At 73.4% G+C, this 24110-nt stretch carries 26 protein-coding genes; 10 read left to right on the top strand and 16 right to left on the bottom strand.

All coding sequences use genetic code 11. The features are described from left to right. Positions 1-3: 3 nt before the first annotated feature. Positions 4-930, top strand: a complete 927-nt coding sequence (locus ACBI99_RS16775; RefSeq protein WP_219499085.1) for a zinc-binding alcohol dehydrogenase family protein — start codon at positions 4-6, stop codon at positions 928-930. A gap of 9 nt (positions 931-939) precedes the next feature. Here the strand turns inward: ACBI99_RS16775 and ACBI99_RS16770 are convergent, their stop codons facing one another. The 4 genes from ACBI99_RS16770 to ACBI99_RS16755 all read right to left on the bottom strand — a co-directional run bounded on the left by ACBI99_RS16770 (position 940) and on the right by ACBI99_RS16755 (position 5227). Continuing rightward, positions 940-2721: a hypothetical protein gene (locus tag ACBI99_RS16770; RefSeq protein ID WP_375072649.1), complete on the bottom strand. Its 1782-nt coding sequence runs from the start codon at positions 2719-2721 to the stop codon at positions 940-942. A gap of 24 nt (positions 2722-2745) precedes the next feature. After that, on the bottom strand, positions 2746-3348 hold the full coding sequence (locus ACBI99_RS16765; protein ID WP_357584910.1) for an isochorismatase family protein: 603 nt from the start codon (positions 3346-3348) through the stop codon (positions 2746-2748). Positions 3349-3415: 67 nt separating this feature from the next. Further along, positions 3416-4402 (bottom strand): DJ-1/PfpI family protein, encoded by a 987-nt coding sequence (locus ACBI99_RS16760; protein WP_357584908.1) that lies wholly within the window; start codon positions 4400-4402, stop codon positions 3416-3418. Between the two features lie 72 nt (positions 4403-4474). Next, positions 4475-5227, bottom strand: a complete 753-nt coding sequence (locus ACBI99_RS16755) for a TetR/AcrR family transcriptional regulator (protein WP_246643619.1) — start codon at positions 5225-5227, stop codon at positions 4475-4477. A 73-nt stretch (positions 5228-5300) separates the two neighbouring features. On the opposite strand from ACBI99_RS16755, the gene ACBI99_RS16750 reads away from it, so the two are divergent. Next, positions 5301-6158: an SDR family oxidoreductase gene (locus tag ACBI99_RS16750; protein WP_375072648.1), complete on the top strand. Its 858-nt coding sequence runs from the start codon at positions 5301-5303 to the stop codon at positions 6156-6158. A gap of 57 nt (positions 6159-6215) precedes the next feature. Here ACBI99_RS16750 and ACBI99_RS16745 read toward each other — a convergent pair whose 3' ends face one another. Beyond that, positions 6216-7439 (bottom strand): cytochrome P450, encoded by a 1224-nt coding sequence (locus ACBI99_RS16745; protein ID WP_357584904.1) that lies wholly within the window; start codon positions 7437-7439, stop codon positions 6216-6218. Positions 7440-7462: 23 nt separating this feature from the next. Then, the gene (locus tag ACBI99_RS16740; protein WP_219499107.1) at positions 7463-8368 is read right to left on the bottom strand and encodes an RNA polymerase sigma-70 factor; all 906 of its coding nucleotides are present in this window, start codon (positions 8366-8368) and stop codon (positions 7463-7465) included. A gap of 172 nt (positions 8369-8540) precedes the next feature. On the opposite strand from ACBI99_RS16740, the gene ACBI99_RS16735 reads away from it, so the two are divergent. Further along, on the top strand, positions 8541-9731 hold the full coding sequence (locus ACBI99_RS16735; protein ID WP_357584902.1) for an FAD-dependent oxidoreductase: 1191 nt from the start codon (positions 8541-8543) through the stop codon (positions 9729-9731). A gap of 71 nt (positions 9732-9802) precedes the next feature. On the opposite strand, the gene ACBI99_RS16730 is transcribed toward ACBI99_RS16735, so the two are convergent. After that, positions 9803-10084, bottom strand: a complete 282-nt coding sequence (locus ACBI99_RS16730; RefSeq protein ID WP_308125567.1) for a metalloregulator ArsR/SmtB family transcription factor — start codon at positions 10082-10084, stop codon at positions 9803-9805. A gap of 196 nt (positions 10085-10280) precedes the next feature. Here ACBI99_RS16730 and ACBI99_RS16725 point away from each other — a divergent pair, with 196 nt between their 5' ends. Next, positions 10281-11249, top strand: a complete 969-nt coding sequence (locus ACBI99_RS16725) for a cation diffusion facilitator family transporter (protein WP_308125568.1) — start codon at positions 10281-10283, stop codon at positions 11247-11249. A 7-nt stretch (positions 11250-11256) separates the two neighbouring features. Here the strand turns inward: ACBI99_RS16725 and ACBI99_RS16720 are convergent, their stop codons facing one another. Then, complete coding sequence (locus ACBI99_RS16720) at positions 11257-11847, bottom strand: TetR/AcrR family transcriptional regulator (protein ID WP_357584900.1); 591 nt, start codon at positions 11845-11847, stop codon at positions 11257-11259. Between the two features lie 90 nt (positions 11848-11937). Between ACBI99_RS16720 and ACBI99_RS16715 the strand changes: the two genes are divergently transcribed. After that, positions 11938-12525, top strand: a complete 588-nt coding sequence (locus tag ACBI99_RS16715; protein ID WP_357584898.1) for a hypothetical protein — start codon at positions 11938-11940, stop codon at positions 12523-12525. On the opposite strand, the gene ACBI99_RS16710 is transcribed toward ACBI99_RS16715, so the two are convergent. Next, positions 12522-13175: a TetR/AcrR family transcriptional regulator gene (locus tag ACBI99_RS16710; RefSeq protein WP_357584896.1), complete on the bottom strand. Its 654-nt coding sequence runs from the start codon at positions 13173-13175 to the stop codon at positions 12522-12524. The two genes, ACBI99_RS16715 and ACBI99_RS16710, sit on opposite strands and share 4 nt — an antisense overlap. Before the next feature lie 74 nt (positions 13176-13249). Between ACBI99_RS16710 and ACBI99_RS16705 the strand changes: the two genes are divergently transcribed. After that, complete coding sequence (locus ACBI99_RS16705) at positions 13250-13948, top strand: hypothetical protein (RefSeq protein WP_357584894.1); 699 nt, start codon at positions 13250-13252, stop codon at positions 13946-13948. 66 nt (positions 13949-14014) lie between these two features. On the opposite strand, the gene ACBI99_RS16700 is transcribed toward ACBI99_RS16705, so the two are convergent. The 4 genes from ACBI99_RS16700 to ACBI99_RS16685 all read right to left on the bottom strand — a co-directional run bounded on the left by ACBI99_RS16700 (position 14015) and on the right by ACBI99_RS16685 (position 18133). Continuing rightward, complete coding sequence (locus ACBI99_RS16700; protein ID WP_375072647.1) at positions 14015-15466, bottom strand: ABC transporter ATP-binding protein; 1452 nt, start codon at positions 15464-15466, stop codon at positions 14015-14017. Next, a complete protein-coding gene (locus ACBI99_RS16695) occupies positions 15418-15780 on the bottom strand; it encodes a hypothetical protein (RefSeq protein ID WP_375072646.1) in 363 nt (120 codons plus the stop codon). The genes ACBI99_RS16700 and ACBI99_RS16695 overlap by 49 nt, the downstream gene beginning before the upstream one ends. Further along, positions 15777-17498, bottom strand: coding sequence for an ABC transporter ATP-binding protein (locus tag ACBI99_RS16690; protein ID WP_357584888.1), 1722 nt, complete (start codon positions 17496-17498; stop codon positions 15777-15779). Before ACBI99_RS16690 ends, ACBI99_RS16695 begins: the two co-directional genes overlap by 4 nt. A gap of 95 nt (positions 17499-17593) precedes the next feature. Further along, positions 17594-18133, bottom strand: coding sequence for a hypothetical protein (locus ACBI99_RS16685; protein WP_357584886.1), 540 nt, complete (start codon positions 18131-18133; stop codon positions 17594-17596). A 118-nt stretch (positions 18134-18251) separates the two neighbouring features. On the opposite strand from ACBI99_RS16685, the gene ACBI99_RS16680 reads away from it, so the two are divergent. Next, positions 18252-19388 carry a sensor histidine kinase gene (locus ACBI99_RS16680; protein ID WP_375072645.1) on the top strand — a complete coding sequence of 379 codons (1137 nt, stop codon included), beginning with the start codon at positions 18252-18254 and terminating at the stop codon, positions 19386-19388. Beyond that, positions 19385-20065, top strand: coding sequence for a response regulator transcription factor (locus tag ACBI99_RS16675; RefSeq protein WP_357584882.1), 681 nt, complete (start codon positions 19385-19387; stop codon positions 20063-20065). Before ACBI99_RS16680 ends, ACBI99_RS16675 begins: the two co-directional genes overlap by 4 nt. Positions 20066-20129: 64 nt before the next feature. Here ACBI99_RS16675 and ACBI99_RS16670 read toward each other — a convergent pair whose 3' ends face one another. Then, on the bottom strand, positions 20130-20750 hold the full coding sequence (locus ACBI99_RS16670) for a TetR/AcrR family transcriptional regulator (protein WP_375072644.1): 621 nt from the start codon (positions 20748-20750) through the stop codon (positions 20130-20132). 101 nt (positions 20751-20851) lie between these two features. Between ACBI99_RS16670 and ACBI99_RS16665 the strand changes: the two genes are divergently transcribed. Together ACBI99_RS16665 and ACBI99_RS16660 are read left to right on the top strand one after the other, a co-directional pair. Then, complete coding sequence (locus ACBI99_RS16665) at positions 20852-21046, top strand: hypothetical protein (protein WP_357584878.1); 195 nt, start codon at positions 20852-20854, stop codon at positions 21044-21046. Further along, the gene (locus ACBI99_RS16660; protein WP_375072643.1) at positions 21043-22602 is read left to right on the top strand and encodes a carboxylesterase/lipase family protein; all 1560 of its coding nucleotides are present in this window, start codon (positions 21043-21045) and stop codon (positions 22600-22602) included. Before ACBI99_RS16665 ends, ACBI99_RS16660 begins: the two co-directional genes overlap by 4 nt. 9 nt (positions 22603-22611) lie before the next feature. Here ACBI99_RS16660 and ACBI99_RS16655 read toward each other — a convergent pair whose 3' ends face one another. Both ACBI99_RS16655 and ACBI99_RS16650 read right to left on the bottom strand, forming a co-directional pair. Beyond that, complete coding sequence (locus ACBI99_RS16655; protein WP_219499168.1) at positions 22612-23277, bottom strand: phosphonatase-like hydrolase; 666 nt, start codon at positions 23275-23277, stop codon at positions 22612-22614. After that, a complete protein-coding gene (locus ACBI99_RS16650; RefSeq protein WP_219499170.1) occupies positions 23274-24026 on the bottom strand; it encodes a GntR family transcriptional regulator in 753 nt (250 codons plus the stop codon). Before ACBI99_RS16650 ends, ACBI99_RS16655 begins: the two co-directional genes overlap by 4 nt. Between the last annotated feature and the right edge of the window lie 84 nt (positions 24027-24110).

Below are 24110 nucleotides of genomic sequence, written 5' to 3'. Positions count from 1 at the left end.
CCCATGCACGCCGCCGTCATCCAGGCAGCCGATGCCCCGCCGGTCTACCGCGAGCACCCCGCCCCCGAGCCGCGCCACGGCGACGAGCTGGCCGTCGAGGTCCTCGCCGCCGGGCTGCACCACCTGACCAGGGCCAAGGCGAACGGCTCCCACTACTCCGGCGACGCCGCCTATCCGCTCGTCCCCGGCGTCGACGGCGTGGTGCGCGACCAGGAGGGCAACGTCCGCTACGCGGTGCTGGACGACACCCCGCTCGGCACGTTCGCCGACCGCACCCTCATCGACCCTCGCCGCAGCGTGATCCTGCCCGACGGCATCGACCCCGTACGCATCGCCGCCGCGATGAACCCGGCCATGTCGTCCTGGGTGGCGCTGCGCCGGCGCGTCGACTTCCACGCCGGGCAGCGCGTCCTCGTCCTCGGCGCCACCGGCAACGCCGGGCGGATGGCGGTCCAGATCGCCAAGCTGTTCGGCGCCGCCCACGTCATCGCCGCCGGCCGTGACGCCGCCCGGCTGAGCGCGCTGACCGCGCTCGGCGCCGACGAGACGATCACCTTCGACGAGGTCGGTCGCGCCGCCGACGTCGACGTGGTCATCGACTACGTGTGGGGCGAGCCCGCCGCAGGGGCCATGATCCCGATGCTCGTCGCCCGCGCCGACCGCACCGTCCCGCTGACCTGGATCCAGATCGGCTCCGTCGCCGGCCCGACCGCGCCGATCCCCGCCGCGGCGCTGCGCTCGGCCCGCCTGCGGATCGTCGGCAGCGGCATCGGCTCGGTCCCCGCCCGCGACATCCTCGCCGAACTGCCCGAACTCGCCTCGGCGGTGACCGAGGGAGCCATTGACGTACGCGCCCGCGCCGTCCCCCTTGCCCGGATCGGCGAGGTCTGGACGGAGGAGACCGGCGACCGCATCGTCCTCGTCCCCTGACCGCCGAGCTCACGACTTCAGCTTGAGCCGCTTCTTCGACGTGCCCGGGAACACCACGACCAGGTGGTGCTCCTCCCCGGCGCGGTCGACCCGGACGTGGACGCGGAGCCGGTAGCGGCCCTTGCCGGCGATCGCCAGGTTCGGCATCGGGGCGCCCGCGCCCACCTCGCCGCCGTCCTTCTCCGGCACGGTGAGCCGGCCGCTGCGGCTGACGAGCGGCACCTCGGTGACCTGATCCCACTTGGCCGTCCGCCGTGGTGGCGCGCTGCGGAAGGCCTTCACCGTGAGGCACAGGTCCGTGACGTCCGCGACGTGGCCGACGAGCGCGGCGCTGTCGGCCACCCCGATGCCGCCGCTGTCGTCGTAGACCCGGTCCATCGCCAGCTCCGCCGCCTCCTCGAAGGCTTCGTCCCCGGGGTCGTGGACGAGGTAGCCGTGATCGCCGTCGGCGAACAGGAAGTATTTGGCCGTGGCCTGGACGACGCCCTTCTTCCGGGGCCACGGGTCGCGGCACTTCGCGTTCTCCTCGGCGACATAGGCGTCGTACGCCGCCTCCGTCTCTCGGGCCGAGCGCAGCAGCTCAGGGTGGGTCGTGCCGACGATCTCCGGGCAGACATAGACGAGCTCCCGCGGGTCCGCGCCCCAGCCGGCCCGCGCGCTCCCGGCCTCCGTGAGGATGGCCTCCTGCTCCTCGCGGCCCCTCGCCCGGCACAGCGCCCGCCCGTACGCGAGGACGGCCTGGTCCGACAGGCTGTCCGGGAACATGGGCGGGACTCCGCCGTGCCTGCTGCGCGCCTGACACAGGAATGCGGCCTCACGTTCGGCGGGTTTCAGGTCACCGAAGTCGCGGTGCTCGTAGCAGTCCATCGACCAGCTGGTATAGGTGAGATGCGCGTTCTGCTCCGGCTGGATCGTCGCGATGACCGGCAGGACGACCAGGGCCGCCACCGCGACGCGGATCGCCCGGTGCACGCCGGGCCGGTGGTCCGCCAGGCGTTCCCCGGTGGGCAGCTCGCGGGCGGTCGCCGCGTGCCACACGACGCTGACGAGCCCCAGCGCGTCCATGACGATCGAGGTCACCAGAGTGCCGCTGATGGAGTCCGCGACGTACAGGTAGAGCGGGATCGCCAGCACGGGGACGCCCATCGACGACCACCCGGCGACCAGCGTGCCGCGGCTCCACCGGCCGTCGCGCCACTGCCCGACGACGGTGAGCAGGGTCGCCGCCACCGCGCACAGCGCAAACAGGGGGAAGTCGTTCGGCACGATCTCCGGCACGACCTCCGGCAGGCCGAACTCGTCGAGCACCTCGTCGGCCGTGTCGGCCAGCACGACCGCGAACAGCGCCCCGGTCGCCACGCGCAGCACGCGGGACCGCCAGCGGATGACGAGCAGGTAGAGGACGTGGATCGCGGTCCACAGCACGAGCTGGAACACCGCGTCCACCTCGTCGGGAAGCAGCGCGATGGGCCACCACAGCACGATCGCGTCGGCCACCGCCACATACAGCAGCCGGCGCAGCGCCTTCGCCCGGCGGTCCAGCGGCCCCGGCATGGGCGCGCGCAGGATCAGCCACAGGAACGCGGCCTTCACCACGGCGGCGACGAGCAGCGCCACCGTGGTCGCGGTGTCGAACCCCGCGTCCCCGTAGAAGTCCGCGTAGTACGGCGGCTTCCATTCCGCGGCCGCCCAGAGCCACACGTCGCCGAGCACCAGTCCCGCGGCCGCCGCCACGAGAACCAGGCTGACGATCCCGATCCTGGCGATCCGCCATAAGCCATCCGGAAGCATGGCACGCGATCTTAACGGCGGGCGTCAGTCCGGGAGGTCGTCAGCGGTGGCGACCACGACGCCGAACAGGTCGGCGATGGTGGTCAGGCTGCCGGCCTGGAGCGTCTCGGCAGGCACGACCTCGCCCGAGGGCGCCGTCAGAGGCCGCGTGGCGGTGGTGTCGGCGACGACGGCAGGCCGGAAGCCCAGGTTGAACGCGCCCTGGGCGGTGAAGGTGACGCACATGTGGGTCATGAACCCGGCCAGGATCAGATCCGGCCCCGCCTGCGCCTGGCGGAGCACGTCTTCGAGCCGGGTCTGGTGGAAGGCGTTGGGGAAGCCCTTCACGACGACCTCCTCGCCGTCGATCGGGGCCACCTCGTCGCAGATCGCCCCGATCCAGGCGCGGATGTCGTACGGGGTGCCCTCGCCGCCGTCGTTGACCACGTGGATCACCCGGGTGCCGGCGGCGCGGGCCCGCTCCAGCAGCCGGGCCCCGGCGGCCAGCGCCCGATCGGCGCCGGGCAGCGCCATGACCCCGGAGCGGTACGTGTTCTGGTAGTCGATCAGAATCAGCGTGGACTCGGCGAGCCTCGGCGGCCGGTTGTCCAGGCCGATGACCTCGCGCAGAGTGGTAGAAGCATGCATTACTGATTTCCTTTCCATGAAATATGCGAACCCCGCCTGGCCGTACGGGCTCAGAAGGGTGATGGGGTCAGGCGGCGGTGCGGAAGCGCCGGCGGTAGGCCGCCGGGGTGGTGCCGAGCTGCCGGCGCAGGGCGCGGTGCAGGGTCTGCGCCGAGCGCAGCCCGCAGGCCGCCGCGACCTGGTCGAGGGACTGGTCGGTGGTCTCCAGCAGGCGGCGGGCCTCCTCCACCCGCGCCGCCTCGACATAGGCCGCCGCGGTGGTGCCGGTCTCCTGCCGGAACACGCGGGCGAAGTGCCGTTCGCTCAGCCGCATCCGCTCCGCGAGCGCGCCTGCCGACAGGTCCTCGGCCAGGTGTTCGGCGATCCACAGCCGCAGCTCGTCGATGTCCCGCCGCGCGGTGGGCGCCTGCCGCATCGGCACGCTGAACTGGCTCTGCCCGCCCTGCCGCTTGCGGTACACCACCAGTTGCCGGGCGACCTCCAGCGCCAGAGCCTCGCCGTGATCCTCGGCCACCAGCGCCAGCGCCAGGTCCATGCACGCGCTGATCCCGGCGCCCGTCCACACGGAGTCGCTGGACCTGACGAAGATCGGATCGGGGTCCACCGTCACGGCCGGGTGATCGGCCGCCAGCCGGGCCGCCGTGGACCAGTGCGTGGTGGCGGTCAGGCCGTCCAGCAGCCCGGCCGCCGCCAGGATGTGCGCGCCCACGCACACCGAGGCCACCCGCCGGGCGTGCGGGGCGGTGCTCCGCACCCAGGCCACCACCTCGGGGTCGATCCGGGGGATCGGCCCCTCGTCGGACAGCTCGACCGCGCCGGGCACTACCAGCGTGTCCACCTCCCCGCCGACCTCGGCGAACGTGAGGTCGGTGTCCAGCCGCACCCCGGCGGAGGTCGTCACCGTGCCGCCCTGGGGGCCGGCCAGCCGCACCCGGTACGCCGCCCGGCCCGGCGCCTGGCGGTTGGCCAGCGCGAAGACCTCGGCGGGACCCGTGACGTCCAGCAGGTCCACGTCGGGGAACACGGCGATGACCACACGGTGCAGATCGGACATACGTCTCATTGTTGCCGTGGCTTCCGGTGGCGGCAATGACGAGTCACTGTCAGATCCGGCCATGCGTTCCGCTCAGCCGTCCCGCCGGGCCATCGCGGTGATCCCGTCGAGCAGGGCGCGCAGGCCGAGGTCGAACGCGTTCGCCGCCGCCCTGGCCGCGTTGCGGTCGAAGCCGCCGTCCCGCCAGGCCTGGGTGATCGCCGGATAGCGCGCCTGGTCGAAGAGGGTCTCCCAGAACACCTGGCGGGCGGCCCACCAGTCTTCGGCGGACTGGCCGCTGACCCGTTCGGCATGGGTGTGCTCGGCCAGCGTGGCGGCCGCGGCGTCGACGAAGGTGACGATGGAGTCGGTGGCTGCGGCGCTCTCGGCGGCGGTCAGCCCGGTCCCGGCCAGGGCGGCCAGCAGGAACTCGCTCCTGGCGAGCAGCCCGGGGCCGAGCGGCGGCCGTACGGTCGAGACCATGCGCAGCCACGGGTGGCGTCCGTGCAGGGCGACGGTCCGGGCGGCGTAGTGCTCGATCCGGTCACGCCATGAGCCCGATCGGGTGAGGTCGAGCTCCTGCCAGGCGGCGTCCACCATCAGGTCGACCAGCTCGGCCTTCCCGGGCACGTGGGTGTAGAGCGTCATCGTGCCGACGCCGAGCGACGCGGCGAGCCGGTCCATGGTCATGGCGGCGAGCCCGTCGCGGTCCGCCAGCTCCAGGCCCGCGGCGACGATCTTGTCCAGGGAGACCTTGGGCGGCCGGCCGCGGCCCGATCGCGCCTGCGGGGCACGCCAGAGCAGGCGCAGGGACTCCCGGGGATCTCCGCCGCCGCTGCGTTCCATCAAGCCTCCCTATTTTTCGTAGATGATACGTTATTGTTTAACCGTAGGACGTACGGAAAATAGAGGAGTGCATGTGCGCGTGCTGGTGACCGGGGCGACCGGGAACGTGGGGCGGCAAGTGACAGCGGGCCTGATCCAGGCCGGGGTCGAGGTACGGGCCCTGACCAGGGACCCGGCGCGGGCCGGGCTGCCCGGAGCCGAGGTGGTGCAGGGAGATCTCACCAAGCCGGAGACCGTGCCGTTCGACGGCGTGGAGCGGATGTTCCTCTTCCCCGAGCCGTCGACGGCGAAGGAGATCGTCGAACGCGCCGAGCGGGCGGGCGTACGGCGGATCGTCGTGCTCTCGTCGGGCGCGGTGACCGGCGGCTTCGACACGACCTTCCATCCGCTGGTCGAGCAGGCCGTCCAGGACTCCGGCCTGGAATGGACCCACCTGCGGCCGGGGGAGTTCGCGGCCAACAAGCTCGCGCTGTGGGGGCCGTCGATCCGGGCCGAGCGGCTCGTGCGGGACGCCAACCCGGACGCCGCCTGGTTCCCCGTGCACGAGCGGGACGTCGCCGACGTGGCGCTGAAAGCCCTGCTGGAGGAGGGGCACCACGGCAAGGCGTACGACATCAACGGCCCCGAGCTGATCAGCCTGCGCGACCAGGTCAGGGCCATTGCCGACGCGCTCGGCGAAGAGGTCGAGTTCGAGGAGGTCAGCCCGGAGGAGGCGCGCGAGATCTACCTGCGGATGGGCGGGTTCGCCGCCGAGGCCGCGGACTTCCTGCTGGGGTTCACCGACTACGACGGCAATCCGGCCGACCCGGCGGACAGCCAGGACTTCGACCCGAGCGCCCTGGGCCCGCTGCCCACCGCGCAGGCCGTGACGGGCAAGCCGCCGCGGACGTTCGCGCAGTGGGCGCGGGACCGGGTCGAGGACTTCCGCTAGGAGGACTCCGGAGCTCGGGGCGGGGTAACGGCGTGGTCGGCGCGCATCAGGTCCGGCTCACCAGGTGACCGGGAGCTCGTGAAGGCCGTACACGACGGCGTCGGACTTGAACGGCAGATCCTCGGCCCGGACGGCGAGCCGCAGGGCGGGGATACGGCGGAACAGCGTGTCGAAGACGATCTCCAGCTCCAGCCGGGCCAGGTTCTGGCCGAGGCACTGGTGGGGCCCGAAGCCGAAGGCGAGGTGGTGGCGCGCCCCGCGCTCGATGTCCAGCCTGTCCGGGTCCTCGAACACCGCCGGGTCCCAGTTCGCCGACAGCGTCGAGACGACGACGCCCTCGCCGGCCCTGATCGTCACCCCGCCGATCTCCACGTCCTCGGTGCTCACCCGGGAGGTGACCCCGTCGGCGATGGTGAAGTAGCGCAGCAGTTCCTCCACGGCCAGGGGCGTCCGGCCCGGGTCGGCCTGGATCAGGGCCAGTTGCTCCGGATGGCCGAGCAGCCCGAACACCCCGAGCGAGATCATGTTCGCCGTGGTCTCGTGCCCGGCGGTCAGCAGCAGGAAGGCCAGGCTCACCAGGCCCGGATGGTCGACCTCGCCGTCCTGGCGCTGCCGGGCGATCTGCCGGCTGAACAGGTCGTCGCCGGGCTCCGACTCCTTGCGGGTGATCAGGTCGTCGATGTAGGCGCGCAGCTCGCCGAAGGCCCGCGCGCGGTCTTCGAGCGAGGTACGGCTCACCATCATGCCGGTGCGGCTCTGGAAGAAGTCATGATCGGTGTACGGGACGCCGAGCAGTTCGCAGATCACCAGGGAGGGCACCGGCAGCGACAGCGCCTGGACGAGGTCGACCGGCCGCCGGCCGGCGGCGAGCATGGCGTCCACGAAGTGGTCGACGATGGCCTGGATCCTCGGGCGCAGCGCGGTCAGCCGCCGCAGGGTGAACTCGCCGATCACCGGGCGGCGGACCGCTGAGTGTTCGGCGCCGTCCAGGCCGAGCATCAACGGCGGCTGGCTGCGGAGCTGCCGCAGGGTCGTCTCGTCCAGCGTGAAGAGCGGGAAGCCCGCCTTGCGCTTGTCGGAGGAGAAACGGGGGTCGGCGAGGACGGCACGGCCGGCCTCGTACCCGGCCACCCACCACGCCTCGCCGCCACTGGCCAACGTGATCCTGCTGATCGGCGCCTGTTCGCGCAGCCGTTCGTAGGCGGGGGGCGGGGCGAACGGGCAGCCACGTTCGACCGGCAGCCTGAGGCCGGCGAGTTCGTCGGCAGCGCTCTTCGTCATGAAGGACCTCCAGGGTTCGGTGTTCACCGCAGGGTGAGCGGGGTCTCGGACGCGATGCGGGTCAGCTTGTGCGGGTTGCGGACGTAGTAGAGGCCGGTGATGCGGGCGTCCTCGACCCGGACCGCGACGACGCCGTCGATCTCGCCGTCCACGCGGAGGAGGAGGGCCGGGTTGCCGTTGACCTCGGTGGGCTCGCTGGTGAGCGCGATCCCGGTCCTGCCGAGGCCCTCGACGATCAGGCGGGCCACCTTGCCGGCGCCCCGGACCGGGTGAGGCGCGGCCTGCTTGACGCCGCCGCCGTCGCTCACCAGGACGACCTCGGGGGCGAGCACGTCGAGCAGCCCTTGCAGGTCCCTGGTCTCGAGCGCGCGCCGGAACGACTCCACCGCCGCCCTGACCTGGGCCGGGTGGACCACCTCGCGGGGCCGCCGCGCGTCGACGTGCCTGCGGGCCCGGTGCGCGATCTGCCGTACGGTCGCCGGGGTCTTGCCGACGGCCGCCGCGATCTCGTCGTAGCCGATGTCGAAGACCTCGCGCAGCACGAAGACGGCCCGCTCGGTCGGCGACAGCGTCTCCAGGACGAGCATGAGCGCCATCGACACGCTCTCGGCCAGCTCCACGTCCTCGGCCACGTCCGGCGCGGTCAGCAGCGGCTCGGGCAGCCACGGGCCCACGTACGCCTCCTTGCGGCGCTTGACCGCCCGCAGCCGGTCGAGCGCCCGCCGGGTGACGACCCGCACCAGATACGAGCGCTCGTCGCGCACCTGCGCCAGGTCGACCCTGACCCACCGCAGCCAGGTCTCCTGGAGGGCGTCCTCGGCGTCGGCCGCCGAGCCGAGCATCTCGTACGCGACCGTGAACAGCAGGTTGCGGTGGGCGAGGAACGCCTCGGTCGCCCGGTCCGTCCTCGGGTCGCTGTGCTCGTCCATCTCCGGCTCCCGCCTGTCCGCCCGCAACTCCTGCTTCACGCACAAGGCGCCGGTGCCCGCCGTTGTGTGACACCCGGGGCCGGTGGCGCAGGTCACAGGAGCGCGCTGTCACAAAGTCCCCGACGGCGGCGCCGCATGGTCGTCAGGACGCCGCATCCACAGGAGCATCCACATGAAGCACCGCATCGTCGTCCTCGGCGCCGGCTACGCCGGGGCCTACGTGGCCGGGAACCTGGCCCGCCGGCTGTCCCCGAAGGACACCCGGATCACCGTGGTCAACGCCGTGCCGGAGTTCGTCCAGCGCATGCGGCTGCACCAGCTCGCGGCCGGCCGGGCCGTCGAAGCCCCGAAGCTGGCCGACGTCTTCTCCGGCACCGCGATACGCCTGCGCCTGGCCCGGGTCACCGCCGTCGACGCCGAGCGCCGCGTCGTCGCCCTCGCCGGCGGCGACGAGCTCGGCTACGACACCCTGGTGTACGCGCTCGGCAGCCAGGGGAACGTCGAAGCCGTCCCCGGCGTGGCCGAGCACGCCTACGACGTCGCCGCCCGGCCTTCGGCGCTGCGCCTGCGCGAACGCCTGGACAGCCTGGATCGTCGAGGCGAGGGCGGGCGCGTGGTGGTCATCGGCGACGGGCTGACCGGCATCGAGACCGCCACCGAGCTCGCCGAAGCCCGGCCCGGCCTGTCGGTGACGCTCGTCGCCCGCGGCGAGCTGGGCGCCCGGCTCTCCGGCGGGGCCCGCCGCCACCTGCGCCAGGCGTGCGCCCGGCTGGGCATCACCGTCCTGGAGCACACCGCCGTCGAAGCCGTCGAGGCGACGCGGGTGCGGTGCGCCGACGGCACCGCGCCGGCGTCCGACGTGACCGTGTGGACGGCCGGGTTCGCCGTCAGCCCTCTCGCTGCCGCCGCCGGGCTGGAGGTCGCCGGAAACGGTCAGATCATCGTCGATCGGACCATGCGCTCGGTCTCACACCCGGACGTCTACGCCGTCGGCGACAGTGCCCACGCCATCGCCGACAACGGCCGGCCGCTGCCCATGTCCTGCGCCTCGGCCGGCTTCACCGGCAGGCAGGCCATCGAGGCGATCGTGGCCCGCCTGACCGGCCGCCCGGTCGCGCGCACCAAACTGGTCTACTCCTACAACCACATCAGCCTCGGGCGACGGGACGGCATCCTGCAGCTGGTCGACGACGAGGGCCGCGCGAAGCCGACGTACACGGGCGGGCGAAAGGCCCTGCGCGTCAAGGCGGGCATCCTCAGGATGTCGCTGTGGGCCACCTCCCACCCCACCTACGGCATCCCCAAGCGCAAGCACCGCCTGGCCGCCGCACCCGGCACGATCCCGGCGAAGGCGCTCGCCTGACCGCCCCACCAGCACGATCCCGGCGAAGGCGCTCGCCTGACCGCCCCACCAGCCGTCGCCCGTGGTGGGCGTCAGTCGTGGCGGGGAATGCCGGAGACCTCGTGATCGGCGTGGAAGAGCGCCTCGCCGATCAGGGCGCGGACGTGCGCGTCGCGGGCCCGGTACAGCACGCGGCGGCCGTCGCGCCGGGTCTGCACGAGCCCGGCGAGGCGGAGCTTGGCCAGGTGCTGCGAGACCGAGGGCCGGGCCACGCCGATCGAGGCGGCCAGCGAGCCGACGTCGAACTCGCCGGTCGACAGCAGCCACATCAGCCGGAGCCGGGTGGCGTCGCTGAGCATGCGGAACGCCTCCACCGCAGCCTCCACCTGCGCGCCCGTGGGTTGTTCCTGCGCAGGGGTCGCACCTGATTCGTTGTCGCGTGCGTACATGACTACATATAATCCGCCGAAACGGGTCCCAGGCAAGTGAGGCACGCGAATGGCGCATCCAACGTCCCCCCAGCACGGGCACGGTCATGGGCACGGGCATCAGCGCGGGTTCAGGAGGCTGGTGGCGAAGGCCCGTCACCTGGTCACCCCGCACAGCCACGACAGTGCGGACAAGACGGACACCGCGCTGGAGTCCAGCAACCGGGGCATGCGCGTCCTGGGCATCTCGTTCGCCGCGTTGATCGCCACCGCGCTCGTCCAGGCGGTGATCGTGTCGCTGTCCGGGTCGGTGGCGCTGCTGGGCGACACGCTGCACAACTTCGCCGACGCGCTGACCGCGGTGCCGCTGGCGATCGCCTTCTCCCTGGGCCGCCGGGCGGCCACCCGCCGCTTCACCTACGGCTACGGCAGGGCGGAGGACCTGGCCGGGGTCGTCATCGTGCTGCTGATCGGAGCCTCAGCGGCGCTGGCCGGATACGAGGCCGTCAAGCGGCTGATCGACCCGGCGGACATGCGGGCGCTGGGCCTGGTGGCCGCCGCCGGTGTGGTCGGGTTCCTGGGCAACGAGTGGGTCGCCCGCTACCGGATCAGGGTGGGCCGGGAGATTGGCTCGGCGGCGCTGGTGGCCGACGGCCTGCACGCCCGCACCGACGGCTTCACCTCGCTGGCCGTGCTGCTGGGGGCGGGCGGGGCGGCGCTCGGGTTCCCGCTGGCCGACCCGATCGTGGGCCTGCTGATCACCGTGGCGATCTGCTTCGTGCTGCGCGACGCCGCCCGCGAGATCTACCACCGGCTGATGGACGCGGTCGACCCGGAGTTGATCAGCCGGGCGGAGGACATCCTGGCGGCGGTCCCCGGCGTGGAGCGCGTCGGGGCGGTGCGGCTGCGCTGGGTCGGTCACGCGCTGCGGGCCGAGGTCGAGATCGGGGTACGTCATGACGCCTCGCTCATCGAGGCGCACGGCGTCGCCGTGGAGGCCGAGCACCGGCTGATCCACGAACTGCCGAGGCTGCGCGCGGCGACGGTCCACGCCGATCCGGACGGCCCGGCCGGGACCGATCACCACGCCGTCCTCCTCGCACACCGGTAGCAACCCCTCACGGGGGCTCGGCGTCGCGGAGCGCCTGGGCGACGGTGGCGGCGACCGTCTCGGCGAGGGCCGGGAGCGTGTCCCGGTTCTCCATCAGGAGGAACAGCCAGGCGAAGACGGGGCCGAGGAGCAGTGCGTGGGCCACGGCGGGGTCGGGGCGGCGGGGGAGTTCGCCGCGGGTGACCGCCCGGTCCAGGATCTCGGTGATGCAGGTGCGTTCGGCGGTGACGAAGCCGGTGGCGAACCTGGCGGCCAGGGCCCCGTCGGCGTGCACGTCGGCGAGCAGGCCGGGGATCACTCCTGGCGGGGGCGTGGCGAGGTTGGCGACGATGTCGCGGGTGACCGCCGCCAGGTCGCCGGCCAGGGAGCCGGTGTCCGGGGGAGCGGTCAGCTCCAGGTCGTGCATGACCGCCGCGAAGATCATCTCCTGTTTGGTGGCGTACCGGCGGTAGATCGCGGCCTTGCCCACCCCGGCGCGGGTGGCCACCGCGTCCACCGTGAGCTGGGCATAGCCCTGTTCGGCCAGGAGGGCGCGCGCCGCGGCGGCGATGGCCTGGTCGACCCGGCCCTCCCGAGGGCGGCCCAATGGTTGGCTCATGAGCCCCAGCCTATTACGGAACCGGTGTACCCGTAATGTGGCGCAGCCAACATTGCGCCTGGCTGGAGGCGGGTTCCATGATAAGGAACTATGAGTTCCGATACTTCGCGTTCCGTAAAGAGCGGCACGCCCACGCTCGCCCACCGCCTCATGCCCGCCCCCGACGCCGCCGAACGCCACTCGATCGTGATCGACGCGCCCCCGTCCCGGGTCTGGGAGGCCATCGGCAACGTGAAGGCCACGGACCTGCGCCTGGCCAAGCCGCTGTTCGCCGCCCGCAACCTGCTCTCCCGCGTACGGAACGGGCATGCCCAGCGCGACATACCCGACTTCATCCCCCTCGCCGAGGACCCCGGCCGCGAGGTGGTCCAGGGCGTGATCGGCCAGTGGTGGCGGCTGGGCCGGGCGCAGAACGTCGGCTCCGTCGACGGGCTCGACGCCTTCCGCGCCTTCGACCGGCCCGGCTACGCGAAGGCCACGTTCAGCTTCCTGCTGAAGGACGCCGGCGACGGCCGGACCCGGCTCGTCACCGAGACCCGCATCCAGGCGACCAGCCCGGACGCGCGCCGGGCGTTCCTGCGGTACTGGGGGGTGATCCGGCTGGGGAGCGGATTCGTCCGCCGCGTCATGCTCGCCGCCGTCCGCGCCCGCGCGCTCAAGCAGGACGGGCAGTCCTAGCGCGTGGCGTACGCGCGGATGAAGGCATGGGCGCCTGAGGTCATGATCCTGTGGATGCGCTCGGGGTCGGCGGTGGCCGGGTCGGGCTGGTCGTTGTACGCCAGCAGGATCGTCAGGGCGGAGAGGTGGCCGGCGGCCGTCCGCGGATCGTCGGTGTCGAGGAGCCCCGCCTTCGCGAAGTGGGCGAGACGGTCGGCCAGGGCGTCTTCGGCGGACCCGGTCACGACGTCGTCCTGGCTGCCCGGCTCCCGCCAGCGTCGCTGGGCGACGAGCGCGAACGCGGCGGCGTAGTCGGGGGAGCCGACCAGCGTCCGGCCGAGCTCGACGACGAGCGCGGTGATCGCCTCCTGCAGCGCGGCAACCGTGGTGATGGTCCCGTCCCCCGGGAGGTGCTGGTCCAGGGCGCGCTGGATCGAGGCGTTCAGCGTGTCGGAGGTCTCGGCCAGGATGGCCAGGAACAAGCGGTTCTTGTCGCCGAAGTAGTCGTAGACCGTGCGCTTGGAAACCCCGGCGCGGGCCGCCACGGCGTCCATGCTCACGCTGTCCACCCCCTGGCGGGCGAACAGCTCGCGCGCGGCGGAGATGATCGCCGCCCGCTTCTCCTGGTCGCCTTCGCGCACCTGCTTGCCCGGCCTCATGGCGTTTTCCACAGCCCCACACTACACCGTACAGTGTGGAGCTACACTGCACGGTGTAGTGTGCTGCGAATCCCAGGAGGACACCCATGCCGCAGGCACCGACGTTCATCGGCAGGCTCGCCGAAACCGTCATGGGCCGCCGCGCCCGCGTTCTCGGCCTGGCCGAACCCGCCCCGGGGTTCGTCGAGGTGGACCTGCGCGCCGAAACGCCGCCCGGCGGCTGGCAGCCCGGCCACGAGATCCAGGTCCGCGCCACCCCCACCCAGGGCCGCCGCTACTCCGTGCGGACCGTATGCGCCCACGACCCCGAGCACGTCACCGTCCTGGCCGCCACCAGCGCCGACGGCCCCGGCACCCGCTGGATGCTCGGCCTGCGCGCCGGCGCCGAGTTCACCGTGCTGACCGGACGACACCGGCCCCTGTACGAGCACGGAGCCCCACGCCTCTTCCTCGGCGACGGCTGCACCCTCGGCACCATCGACGCCTACGCCGGCACGGAGGACCTCGTCGTCGTCGAAGTGCCCTCCGACGCCGTGCGCCCCCTCGCCGGTCCCCGTCCCCGATACCGCTTCCTGCCCGCCGGGCCGGCCCCGGGTGACGCGCTCCAGGACTGGCTCGAACACGCCGCCGAGGACGGCGAACTCGCCCGCGTCGACGGCGCGCTGCTCCTCGGCCACGCCCAATCGCTCCAGCGCCAGCGCCGCACGCTCGTCGACCACGGGATCCTGCCCCGCCGCGCCATCACCACCAAGCCGTACTGGGCCACCGGCAAACAAGGACTATGAGCTCAGGCGATTCCCGCGCGGGCCAGAAGTGCGGTCAGCGGGCAGGGCACGAGACGGCTGACCGATTCAGCGTGCGAGCAGGCGGCGGTATTCGGGGGAGCGGGTCAGCAGGTCGTCGTGGTGTCCGATGTCCACCACGCGGCCGGCGTTCATCAGCACCACCGTGTCCGCCGTGCGCAGGGTGGAGGGCCGGTGGGCGACGACGAGCGTCGTGTGCCGGCCCCCGGCCGCGCGCAGCGCCTCGTCGATGGCGGCCTCGCTGTCGGCGTCCAGGTTGGAGACGGCCTCGTCCAGCACCAGGACGGGCGCCCTGGTGAGCAGGGCGCGGGCGATGGCGAGCCGCTGACGCTGCCCGCCCGACAGGTGGGCGCCGCGCTCCCCGACGAGGGTGTCGTACCCGTCGGGCAGGGCCGTGACGAAGTCGTGCGCGCAGGCGGTGCGCGCGGCCTGCTCCACCTCGGCGTCCGTGGCGTCGGGGCGGGCCAGCCGGAGGTTGTCCCGGACGCTCATGGCGAACAGATACGTGTCCTGCGGCACCGCGACCACGGTCGAGCGGAGCTGGTCGAAGGGCAGGTCGCGGAGGTCGTGGCCGCCGATCCGCACCGAGCCGGCCGAGGCGTCCCAGTGGCGCAGCAGCAGCGAGGCGCAGGTGCTCTTGCCCGCGCCGGAGTGTCCGGCCAGGGCGACCGTCCGCCCGGCCGGGATGGTGAAGGAGACTTCGCTCACGGCCTCGGGGAGGCCGGGGCCGTAGCGGAAGGTGACCTGGTCGAACGTGACCTCGGGCTCGATCCGGGCCACCGGCCGGGTGGTCTGCTCGACGACGTCCGGCGGCGCGTCGAGGATGCGCAGCAGCCGGGCGGCGGCGGCGCGGATCGTGGACAGCTCCCGCCAGGTGTCGACCAGCGACATCAGCGGCAGGAAGGCGAAGCCGCCGAGCACGGCGACGATCACGACCTGGTCGGCGGCCAAGGAGCCGGCGTTCACCAGGGACAGCGCCACCAGCAGGACGGCGATCAGGCCGACGGCGGCGATGGCGTCGCCGGCGGCCTTCTCCACCCCGCCGCGCGAACGATGCGCTCTCGACGCGCGGTTGAGGCGTCCGGTCGCGGCGTTCAACCGGGCGGCCTGGTGCTCCTGGCGGCCGAAGACGAGCGTCTCGGACAGCCCTTGCACGGCGTCCACGGCCTCGGAGGCGGCCTCGCCCGCCGCCTCCCGCATCCGCTCGGCCTGCGCCGCCGAGCGCCGCCGCAGCCAGAACGGCACCGTGGCCATCGCCACCACGGCCGGCAGCAGCGCCGCGCCGACCAGCGGATGCAGCCAGAAGGCCGCCACCAGGCAGGCCGGTGGCACGGACGCGGCCACGACGAGCGGGGTGAGGCTGTGGGCGAAGAACAGTTCGAGGATCTCCACGTCGGCCATCGCGGTCGCGCCGATGTCGCCGGAGCGGCGGCGCAGCAGGTAGCCGGGGGTCAGCGCGGCCAGCTTGCGATAGCAGCGGTCGCGCAGCTCCGCAAGCACCCGGAGGCCAGGTCGTGGGCGAGGTAGGACTCGGCCCACGCGGCCAGCACCTTGGGCAGGACGAGCGCCGCGAGCAGGATCAGCCCGGGTACGAGGGCGCCGGCGCTCTCGCCGTTCAGGGCCCGGCCGACGAGGGCGGCGCCGAGCAGGGCCGCCGCGAGCGCGAAGCCCTGGTCGAGCAGCCCGCAGCCGATCGCGGCGGCCAGACGGCCCCGCTGGGGACGCAGCAGGGAGAGCAGCGCGCCGCGCCGGACGGAGGCGGGCTCCGCGGGTGTGCGGGACTCGGGCTGTACGGGGGTGACGGTGGTGGTCATGCCGCTCCTTCCTGCTGGCGGGCGACCAGGCGGGCGTAGGCGCCGCCGGCGGTGAGCAGTTCGCCAGGAGCGGCCGACTCGGCCACCTGGCCCTCGCTGAGGACGACGACGTGGTCGGCGTCCGCGACGGTGGACAGCCGGTGGGCGATCACCAGCACGGTGCGGTCGGCGCGGACGCGCTCCAGGGCCTCGACCACCGCGCGCTCGGCGGCGACGTCCACGCTGGAGGTGGCCTCGTCGAGGACCAGCAGCGGCGCGTCGGCGAGCAGGGCGCGGGCGATGGCCAGGCGCTGGCGCTGGCCGCCGGACAGCCGCACTCCCCGCTCGCCGATCATGGTGTCGTAGCCGTCGGGCAGTTCGGCGACGAACGCGTGCGCGTGCGCGGCCCGCGCCGCCCGTTCGATCTCGGCACGGCTCACGCCCGCCCGCCCGTAGGCGATGTTGTCGGCGACCGTGCCGTGGAACAGGTAGACCTCCTGCGAGACCAGCGCCACGTTCGACCGCAGCTCGGAAAGCGCGACGTCCCGCAGGTCCACCCCGTCGAACAGCACCCTGCCGCCGGTCGGATCGGCGTGTCGCAGCAGCAGCCGGATCAGCGTGCTCTTGCCCGCCCCCGAGGGCCCGACCACGGCGGTGGTGCGGCCGGCGGCCAGCCGCAGGGAGACTCCGTCCAGGGCGGGGCGGTCGCGGCCGGGATAGGTGAAGGTGACGTCCTCGAAGGTGACCTCAGGCGGCGTGCCGGGCAGGCTCGCGGCGCCGGTGTCGGCGACCGCCGGGCGGGCGGCGAGCAGCCCGGCGATGCCGTGCGCGGCGGGCAGCGCGCCCTGACCGGCGTGGAAGGCCGTCATCAGGTCGGTGACCGGCCGGAACGCCTCCCGCGACAGCAGCAGCACGGCGAACACCGACGTCAGCGACAGCGCGCCCGAGGCGTACTGCCAGGCGCCGAGCCCGACGGCGGCGGCCGTGCCGAGCGCGGCGAAGAAGCCGACGAAGCCCGCCGAGACGGTGGAGACGACCGTGAATCGCAGCGAGTCCCGGTGGAACGCCCACGCCTTGGCCGACAGCCCCGCGCCGAACCGCTCGTCGGCGCCGACCGCCTTGAGCGTGGGCAGCCCCTGCACCGCGTCGAGGTAGTCGGCGCTCAACCCCTTCCACCCCGTGAAGAACGCGGTGAGCCCGTCCCGCATCCGGCGGCGCATCAGCCTCGGCGCGGCGGCGGCCAGCACCGCCGTTACGGCGACGAGCACGGCCACGGCGGGGTCGATCCAGGCGAGCACGGCGACGATGCCCAGGCCGCCGAGCACCGAGATGAGCACCTGCGGCAGGAACACCCCGACGTAGCGGTCGATCGCCTCGACGCTGTCCACCAGGGTGGTGAGCACGCCGCCCGTGCGCGCCTCGGAGACGTATCCGGGACCGAGCGTGAGCAGGTGGCGGTAGAGCCGGTCGCGCAGCGCCGCCTTCACGTCCTCCGCGCCCCGTGCGGAGGCGACCTCACGGGCCCACACCAGCAGGGCCCGGACCGCGACCAGCGCCAGGGCGCCGCAACCGGCCAGGACCGCCGCCGTGAGGTCGCCGCCGATGCCCTGGGCCACGGCGGCGGTCAGGAGCAGGCTCTGCCCGGCGTAGGTGGCCGACACCAGCACGCCGGCCAGCACGGCCAGGGCCAGCCAGCGGCGGCCCGGACGGATCAGGCCGAGCAGTGTCCGGTTCACCATGTCGACTCCCCCGCATTCTTATTGCAAGTAATTCGCAATAGCGCAATGCTGGCAATCATGGCGGATCGTCGGCATGGTGACAAGAGCCCGAGGTCTCAGGCGTGACGGCGGCGCCGGTGGTAGGCGTAGGCCAGGGCGAGCACCGTCGGGCCCCAGAGCGCGACCGGCGAGACGCACACGACGGCCAGCGCGCGCCACCAGCCGTTCTCGTACGCCATGCCGCTGGAGGCGCCGGCCCAGGTGAGGACCATCAACACCGAGACCGCGGTCATCACCAGCCCGCCGGCCACGGCGGGAACGAGCGCCGCCATCGGCGGCACGCGCCGGCCGCCGATGACGGGGATCCAGCTCGGCGCCACCTCGCCCCACCGGCGCACCAGGCCGATGCTGAGCAGCGCCGCCACTTCGGTGAGCACGCTGAGCCCGAAGACGTACGGGATCGTGATCCACAACGGCGACACGGGCGCGTTGTCGACCTGGCCCATCTCGAAGTGGAAGGCGAACGGCAGTCTCCACAGGCACGAGGGCAGCAGCAGCCAGGGAAGCGCGTAGGCGGCACGCAGCGCCCAGCGCGGGACGGGCCGTTCGGTGTCGCTGGTGGCGGGAGCTGTGTGCAGCAAGCTGGGCGTTCGCATCCTGGGTCTCTTCCGTTTCGTCGCCGCTCGATCAGGACCCAGACTGCGCTCACCCGAGGAGGAAGACATCTGCCGATCGGCCGATTCGCCGGCGCGATCCCTGCCCTAGGGTGCCGCCATGAGACTCCTCGCAGGCGGGCTGGTGGTGGCCGGCTCGCTCGCGCTCACCCTCGTGCTCCGGCCGCTGCCGAGCCCGCTCGTCGTCGGGCCCGCGATGCTCGCGGCCGTGGCCATGTCGCTGGTCTGGTGGCCGAGGGCACGCCCCTTCCTCGCGGCGGTCACGGCGGCCGTCGGCGTGATCGGCGCGACGTGCACGCTCGCCTGGCTGGCCGCCCCCGGCATCACCCCCGGCATCGCCGGCGGCCCGTCGACGTACGTCCACACGGTCGCCGTGCTCACGCTCGTCACGCTGACCGTGCGCTGGACCCCCGTCCGGCAGGCGGCGGCGGCGGTGGGGGCGGCGGCGATCTCCGAAGCGCTGCTGGCGTTGCAGATCATGCACCCGCCCCCTTCGGGCCTGGAGGCGGTCGCCGTCACCCTCTTCTGGTCCGTCGGCACGGCGGGCGCGACAGGGCTCGGCGCCTATCTCCGCGCCCTCGACCGGCGCCGGGTCGAGGCGGTCAGGCAGGCCCGCCGCACCCAGCGCCTGCAACTGGCCCGCGACCTGCACGACTTCGTCGCCCACGACGTCAGCGCCATGGTCATCCAGGCCCAGGCCGCCCAGATCGTGCTCGACCGCGATCCGGCCGAGGCCGCGGCGGCGCTGCGGGCGATCGAGGAGGACGGCGCGCGGGCGCTCGCGTCGATGGATCGGACCGTCCGCATGCTGCGCGAGCTGGAGGGCGAGGGTGCCTCAGCCGAGCCGCTGCCCGGCCTCGACGGCCTGCCCGACCTGATACGGCGTTTCGCCGACGCGGGCTTCCCCGACACCGACATGCGCATCGAGCCGTCAGGCCCGGTGCCGCGCGAGGTCGCCACCACGATCTACCGCATCGTCGTCGAGGCGCTCACCAACGTCAGGAAGCACGCGCCGGCCGGGTCGAGCGTCGCCATCCGGGTGAGCGACGAGACCGGGGCGGTCGTCGTGACCGTGGCCGACCACGCGCGCGACCAGGCCCTGCCGCGCCTGCCGACCGCCGAACGCGCCGGTGTCGGCCTCGCCGGGCTGGCCGAGCGGGTGGGGGCGCTGGGCGGGGAGTTCACCTCGGGCCGCGCCGCCGGCGGCGGCTGGGTCGTGAAGGCGGTGTTCCCATGACGATCAGAGTCATGATCGCCGACGACCAGCCGGCCGTCCGGCGCGGTTTCCGCACGATCCTCGGTGCCCAGCCGGATCTGGAGGTGGTGGGCGAGGCGCCGGACGGCGTGACCGCGCTCGACCTCGCCGCCGAGCTCCGGCCGGACGTGGTCGTCGCCGACATCCGCATGCCGCGCATGGACGGCCTCGAACTCACCCGCCGCCTGGCCGGTCCCGAGACGCCGTCGCCGATGCGGGTGATCGTCGTGACCACCTACGACCTCGACGAGTACGTGCACGCCGCGCTCCGCGCCGGAGCCTGCGGGTTCCTGCTCAAGCACGCGGGACCGGCGCTCCTCGTCGAGGGCGTCAGAGCGGCGGCGGCGGGCGACGCCCTGATCAGCCCCTCGGTGACCGTGCGGCTGCTGCGCCACCTCACGCCGTCGCCCGCGCGCACCGGCGTGCCGGGCGAACAGCCGCTGAGCGACCGCGAGCTGGAGATCGTCAAGCTGGTCGCCGCGGGCAGGTCCAACCCGGAGATCGGCGCCGAGCTGTTCATCTCGGCCGGCACGGCCAAGACCCACGTGGCCAACGTCCAGCGTAAGCTCGGGGTGCGCAACCGCGTGGGCATCGCCGCCTGGGCCTGGGAGCACGGCCACGGCACCACCGCCGCGACTGGAGGCGACGTTGAGCACTGAGGACGACGTCCGCCGGCTGGCCACCGCGCCCAGGCGGCTGCGTAAGCCCGCCGGGTAGGCCGGCTCAGGGCGCGGCGGCGAAGAGCCGGTCGAGGTGCTCGTCCAGGACGGCGAGCGCCGTCTCCGGGGTGCCGTGCCCGATGAGCACGTGCGTGCCGAGGCCGTCGGCCAGCGCGAACAGCGCCGCCGCCGCCCGTCCGGGATCCAGGTCGGCGGGCGCCTCGCCGGCGTCCTGGGCGTGGCGGATCAGCAGGGCCAGCACCTCGTGCAGGGAGTCGTAGCCCGCGCGCAGGTGGCCGGCGAGCTCGGGGCTCACCAGTGAGCGGGCGGTGAACGCGGTCGCGATGCGCAGTTCGGCGCGGCGCTGGTCGTCGGCGGGCACCAGTTCGGCCAGGATGCGGCGCAGCGCCGCGCGTGGTGGCTGCCCTTCCTGGCCGAGGCTCTGCCGTACGCGCTCGGTCCCGCGCTCGCTGATGTAGTTCAGGGCGAACAGCAGCATCTCGTCCTTGCTGCGGAAGTAGTGCTGGACGGCGCCCAGCGAGACCTCCGCCCTGGCCGCCACGTCACGCAGGCTCACCGCGTCGAGCCCGTGGAGGTTGATCATCGCGAGCAGCGCCTCCGCGATCTGCCGCCGCCGCTCCTCGTGCCGCGCGCCCAACCCCCGCGTACGACTGCCCTTGCCCACAACCGACTCCACTATTTCAGTACGGGTGACTTGTTTTTACTGTCCTCGCGGCCCACAATACCGTACAGACGTATTGATTTGATGGTGGAGGGTGAGGCGTCATGATGATCGCGGGTGTGGTGCTGATGATCCAGGGCTTCGGCAACGCCCTGACCCGGTGGCTGTGGGGGAGCGACTGGGGGCTGCTGGCGGTCGCCGAGCGCACGGTCGACCTGCCGGCATGGACCGGCGCGGCCGTGGGCCTGCTCGGCCTCGCCCTGGTCGCGGCGGCCCGGCTGAAGGGCCGTCGCGCGTGAAGGGGCGATGCTGGGCGGCGCTGGCCGCCTGCGTGGCGCACCTGTTCGCGGCCCCGGCCGCCGCGGCCGCCCCTCGGGAGGACGCCGTGGTCCGCACGGATCTCGGCTGGGTGAAAGGCGTACAAGCCACCGACCACCGGGTGTTTCACGGCATTCCCTACGCTGCCGCTCCCACGGGCGACCGGCGCTGGCGCTCTCCCGCGCCCGCCCGGCCGTGGCCCGGGGTCCGGGACGCCACCCGGCCGGGCCCGCGCTGCGCCCAGCCCGCACCGGCCCCGGGACAGCCGGCCGGCACGTCGGAGGACTGCCTCCACCTCAATGTCACCGTCCCCGAGGCCCCCGGCGGGCGCAAGCCGGTGATGGTATGGCTGCACGGCGGCGGGTTCGTCGAGGGCGCCGGCAGTGACTTCGACGCCCGCCGCCTGGCCACGACCGGGAACGTCATCGTCGTCACCGTCAACTACCGGCTGGGCGTCTTCGGGCTGTTCGTCCACCCGGGGCTGGCCGGCTCGGGCGGCTTCGCTCTGGAGGACCAGCAGGCCGCGCTGCGCTGGGTGCGCCGCAACGCCACCGCGTTCGGCGGCGATCCGGGCAACGTCACGCTGTTCGGCGAGTCGGCCGGGGGCAAGAGCGTCTGCGCGCACCTCGCGTCACCGCGAGCCGCCGGGCTCTTCCACCGTGCGATCATGCAGAGCGCTCCCTGCACCGGCTCGGTGCCGGCCGGGGCCATGTTCCCCGGCGTGCCCGAGTTCCGCCAGTGGCCGTCCGTCGAGGACCGGCAGGCCGACGGCGCCCGCCTCGCCGCCCGGCTGGGCTGCGCCGACGCGGCGACCGCCCTCGCCTGCCTGCGCCAGGTGCCCGCCGAGCGCCTGCTGCCCTTGCACGACCAGTTCATCACCCCCGCCGTCGGCAGCCCGGTGCTCCCGCGGGACCCCGAGCGTGCCCTGGCCACCGGCGCGTTCCACCGCGTCCCGGTCATCTCGGGCACCACCCGCGACGAGATGCGCTACATGGTCGCCCTGTTCTACGAGCTGCCCGGCACGCCGATCACCGCCCGGACATACGCCGAGCTGCTGCGGCAGGCGTTCGGCGAGCGCGCAGAACGCGTCGCCCGCCGCTATCCCCTCACGCGGTACGACTCCCCGGGGCTGGCCTGGGCGGCGCTCACCACCGACGTGGTGTTCGCCTGCCCGACGTACGAACGGAACCGGAGCCTCGCCCAGCGGGTCCGCACGTACGCGTACGAGTTCGCCGGGGACGACGTCGTGACCGAGATCCCGGGCTCGGACTTCCCGCTCGGGGCCGCGCACGGCGCTGAACTGGCCTACCTCTTCCCCGCCCCCGGCCTCGACGCCCGCCGGCAACAGCTGTCCACCACCATGATCCGCTACTGGACGGCGTTCGCCCGCACCGGCGACCCCAACGCCCCAGGCCTGCCCCGCTGGCGGACCTTCGCCCCCACCCGTCCCGGCACGCAGTCGCTGGCGCTCGCGCCCGACCCGACAGGGCCGATCGACCTCGCCGCCGCCCACCGGTGCGCGTTCTGGGCCGGGTAGCGGGCGAGCTCAGGCGGAGGTCAGGGAGAGCAGCCCCGGGATGGCCGCCACGCCGGGCAGCAGGTGGGTGTGGCGGACGGCGCCGAGCGTGGCGGCGTCCTGGCCGCCGGTCAGGACGCCGGCCACGATCGCGGCGCCCGCGTTGGCGCCCGCCTGAAGGTCACGGGTGGTGTCGCCGGCCGTGAGGACGCGGCCGACGTCGTGGACACCGGTCGCCTCCATCGCCCGGAAGATCATGTACGGTGCCGGGCGCCCGGCGGGGACGTCGTCGACGCACACCACCGCGTCGAGGAACCCGGTGTCCCAGCCGATCGCGGACAGCAGGGCGCCGGTCACCTCACGGTCGAACCCGGTGGTGAGCGCCACCTTGACGCCGGAGGCGCGCAGCGTCGCGATCGCCTCGGGAACGCCGGGCAGGGGCGTCGGCGGCCGGTCGGCGTAGGCGGCGCGCAGCCGTTCGCGGAAGTCGGCGAAGGCGGCCTCCGTGACCTCGGCCGGGGGCTCTCCCAGCAGGGCGCTGATCGCCTCGCGCTTGCCGGCGCCCATCCAGCGCCGGATGTCGTCGGCGGCCGGGTCGCCGCCCGCCGCGCGGACGGCCTGTTCGAGGGCGACGTAGACGGCGCCGTGCTCCTCGACGGTGGTGCCGGCGATGTCCAGGACCGCCAGTTCGATCACGGTAGCTCTCCAAGGGGGCTGCGCAGCAGTGCCGGGCGGGCCTGCTGGGAGTTGTCGATGGTGAAGGAGACGAGGTCGGGACGGTAGCGGTCGTCGGAGTACTCGACGGGCCGGCCGTCGGCCGAGGAGGTGCGGCGGCGTTCGCGGAGCAGGGCCGCGCCGGGGGAGACGGTCAGCAGCTCGGCGTCGGTCTCGTCCGCCACGATCGCGTCGATCATGTGGCGGGCCCTGCTCAGGTCCACCCCGCGCCCGGTCAGGTACGCCAGGACGGAGCCGCTGTCGCAGTCGAAGTCGAAGAGCCACCGGCCCGCGTCCCACACGAACGTGGTTCGTTCGATCATCGTGGGCACGCCGTCCAGCAGCCGCAGGCGCAGCAGCTGGACGACCGGCTCGCCCTCGTCCACGGCCAGCGCGTCGGCCGCCTCGGCGGAGGCCGGGCGCCGGCTGATCTCCAGCGTCCGCTGGCCGGGCTGGTGGCCCATCTGCTCGGCCCACCGCGAGAACGACAGGAACGTCTCGAACGGCTGGGGCATCGTCCGGGTGCGCACCACGGGCGGTTTGCCCCGGCCGCCGCCGATCAGCCCTTCGGACCGGAGCGTGGCCAGCGCCTGCCGGATCGGCCCTCGCGAGGCTCCCCACTGCTCGCACAGCTGGGACTCGGAGGGAACGGCGGCGCCCACCGGCAGGTCGCCCGACCGGATGCGACGCCGCAGATCCGCTGCGACACGTTCGTGAAGAGGCCCGTCCATGCGACTTGACCATACAGGAGGGCGGCGGTCGCGCAAACCCTTGAATGACGGCCTCACCTGCATAGATGGCGTCCAGGTGAACAG

It is taken from the genome of Nonomuraea sp. ATR24 (assembly GCF_041950485.1).
GTDB lineage: Bacteria > Actinomycetota > Actinomycetes > Streptosporangiales > Streptosporangiaceae > Nonomuraea > Nonomuraea ceibae.
Note: the sequence above shows the minus strand (reverse complement) of the source record. Positions and strands in the feature narration are given on the sequence as shown.

What these genes read in the sequence shown, in the direction of transcription:
- ACBI99_RS16770 (WP_375072649.1), bottom strand. Translation starts at nt 2,721, where the DNA reads ATGCTTCCGGATGGCTTATGGCGGATCGCCAGGATCGGGATCGTCAGC.
- ACBI99_RS16760 (WP_357584908.1), bottom strand. Translation starts at nt 4,402, where the DNA reads ATGTCCGATCTGCACCGTGTGGTCATCGCCGTGTTCCCCGACGTGGAC.
- ACBI99_RS16775 (WP_219499085.1), top strand. Translation starts at nt 4, where the DNA reads ATGCACGCCGCCGTCATCCAGGCAGCCGATGCCCCGCCGGTCTACCGC.
- ACBI99_RS16665 (WP_357584878.1), top strand. Translation starts at nt 20,852, where the DNA reads ATGATGATCGCGGGTGTGGTGCTGATGATCCAGGGCTTCGGCAACGCC.
- ACBI99_RS16680 (WP_375072645.1), top strand. Translation starts at nt 18,252, where the DNA reads ATGAGACTCCTCGCAGGCGGGCTGGTGGTGGCCGGCTCGCTCGCGCTC.
- ACBI99_RS16715 (WP_357584898.1), top strand. Translation starts at nt 11,938, where the DNA reads ATGAGTTCCGATACTTCGCGTTCCGTAAAGAGCGGCACGCCCACGCTC.
- ACBI99_RS16690 (WP_357584888.1), bottom strand. Translation starts at nt 17,498, where the DNA reads ATGGTGAACCGGACACTGCTCGGCCTGATCCGTCCGGGCCGCCGCTGG.
- ACBI99_RS16650 (WP_219499170.1), bottom strand. Translation starts at nt 24,026, where the DNA reads ATGGACGGGCCTCTTCACGAACGTGTCGCAGCGGATCTGCGGCGTCGC.
- ACBI99_RS16695 (WP_375072646.1), bottom strand. Translation starts at nt 15,780, where the DNA reads ATGACCACCACCGTCACCCCCGTACAGCCCGAGTCCCGCACACCCGCG.
- ACBI99_RS16675 (WP_357584882.1), top strand. Translation starts at nt 19,385, where the DNA reads ATGACGATCAGAGTCATGATCGCCGACGACCAGCCGGCCGTCCGGCGC.
- ACBI99_RS16740 (WP_219499107.1), bottom strand. Translation starts at nt 8,368, where the DNA reads ATGGACGAGCACAGCGACCCGAGGACGGACCGGGCGACCGAGGCGTTC.
- ACBI99_RS16765 (WP_357584910.1), bottom strand. Translation starts at nt 3,348, where the DNA reads ATGCATGCTTCTACCACTCTGCGCGAGGTCATCGGCCTGGACAACCGG.
- ACBI99_RS16685 (WP_357584886.1), bottom strand. Translation starts at nt 18,133, where the DNA reads ATGCGAACGCCCAGCTTGCTGCACACAGCTCCCGCCACCAGCGACACC.
- ACBI99_RS16705 (WP_357584894.1), top strand. Translation starts at nt 13,250, where the DNA reads ATGCCGCAGGCACCGACGTTCATCGGCAGGCTCGCCGAAACCGTCATG.
- ACBI99_RS16745 (WP_357584904.1), bottom strand. Translation starts at nt 7,439, where the DNA reads ATGACGAAGAGCGCTGCCGACGAACTCGCCGGCCTCAGGCTGCCGGTC.
- ACBI99_RS16755 (WP_246643619.1), bottom strand. Translation starts at nt 5,227, where the DNA reads ATGGAACGCAGCGGCGGCGGAGATCCCCGGGAGTCCCTGCGCCTGCTC.
- ACBI99_RS16735 (WP_357584902.1), top strand. Translation starts at nt 8,541, where the DNA reads ATGAAGCACCGCATCGTCGTCCTCGGCGCCGGCTACGCCGGGGCCTAC.
- ACBI99_RS16720 (WP_357584900.1), bottom strand. Translation starts at nt 11,847, where the DNA reads ATGAGCCAACCATTGGGCCGCCCTCGGGAGGGCCGGGTCGACCAGGCC.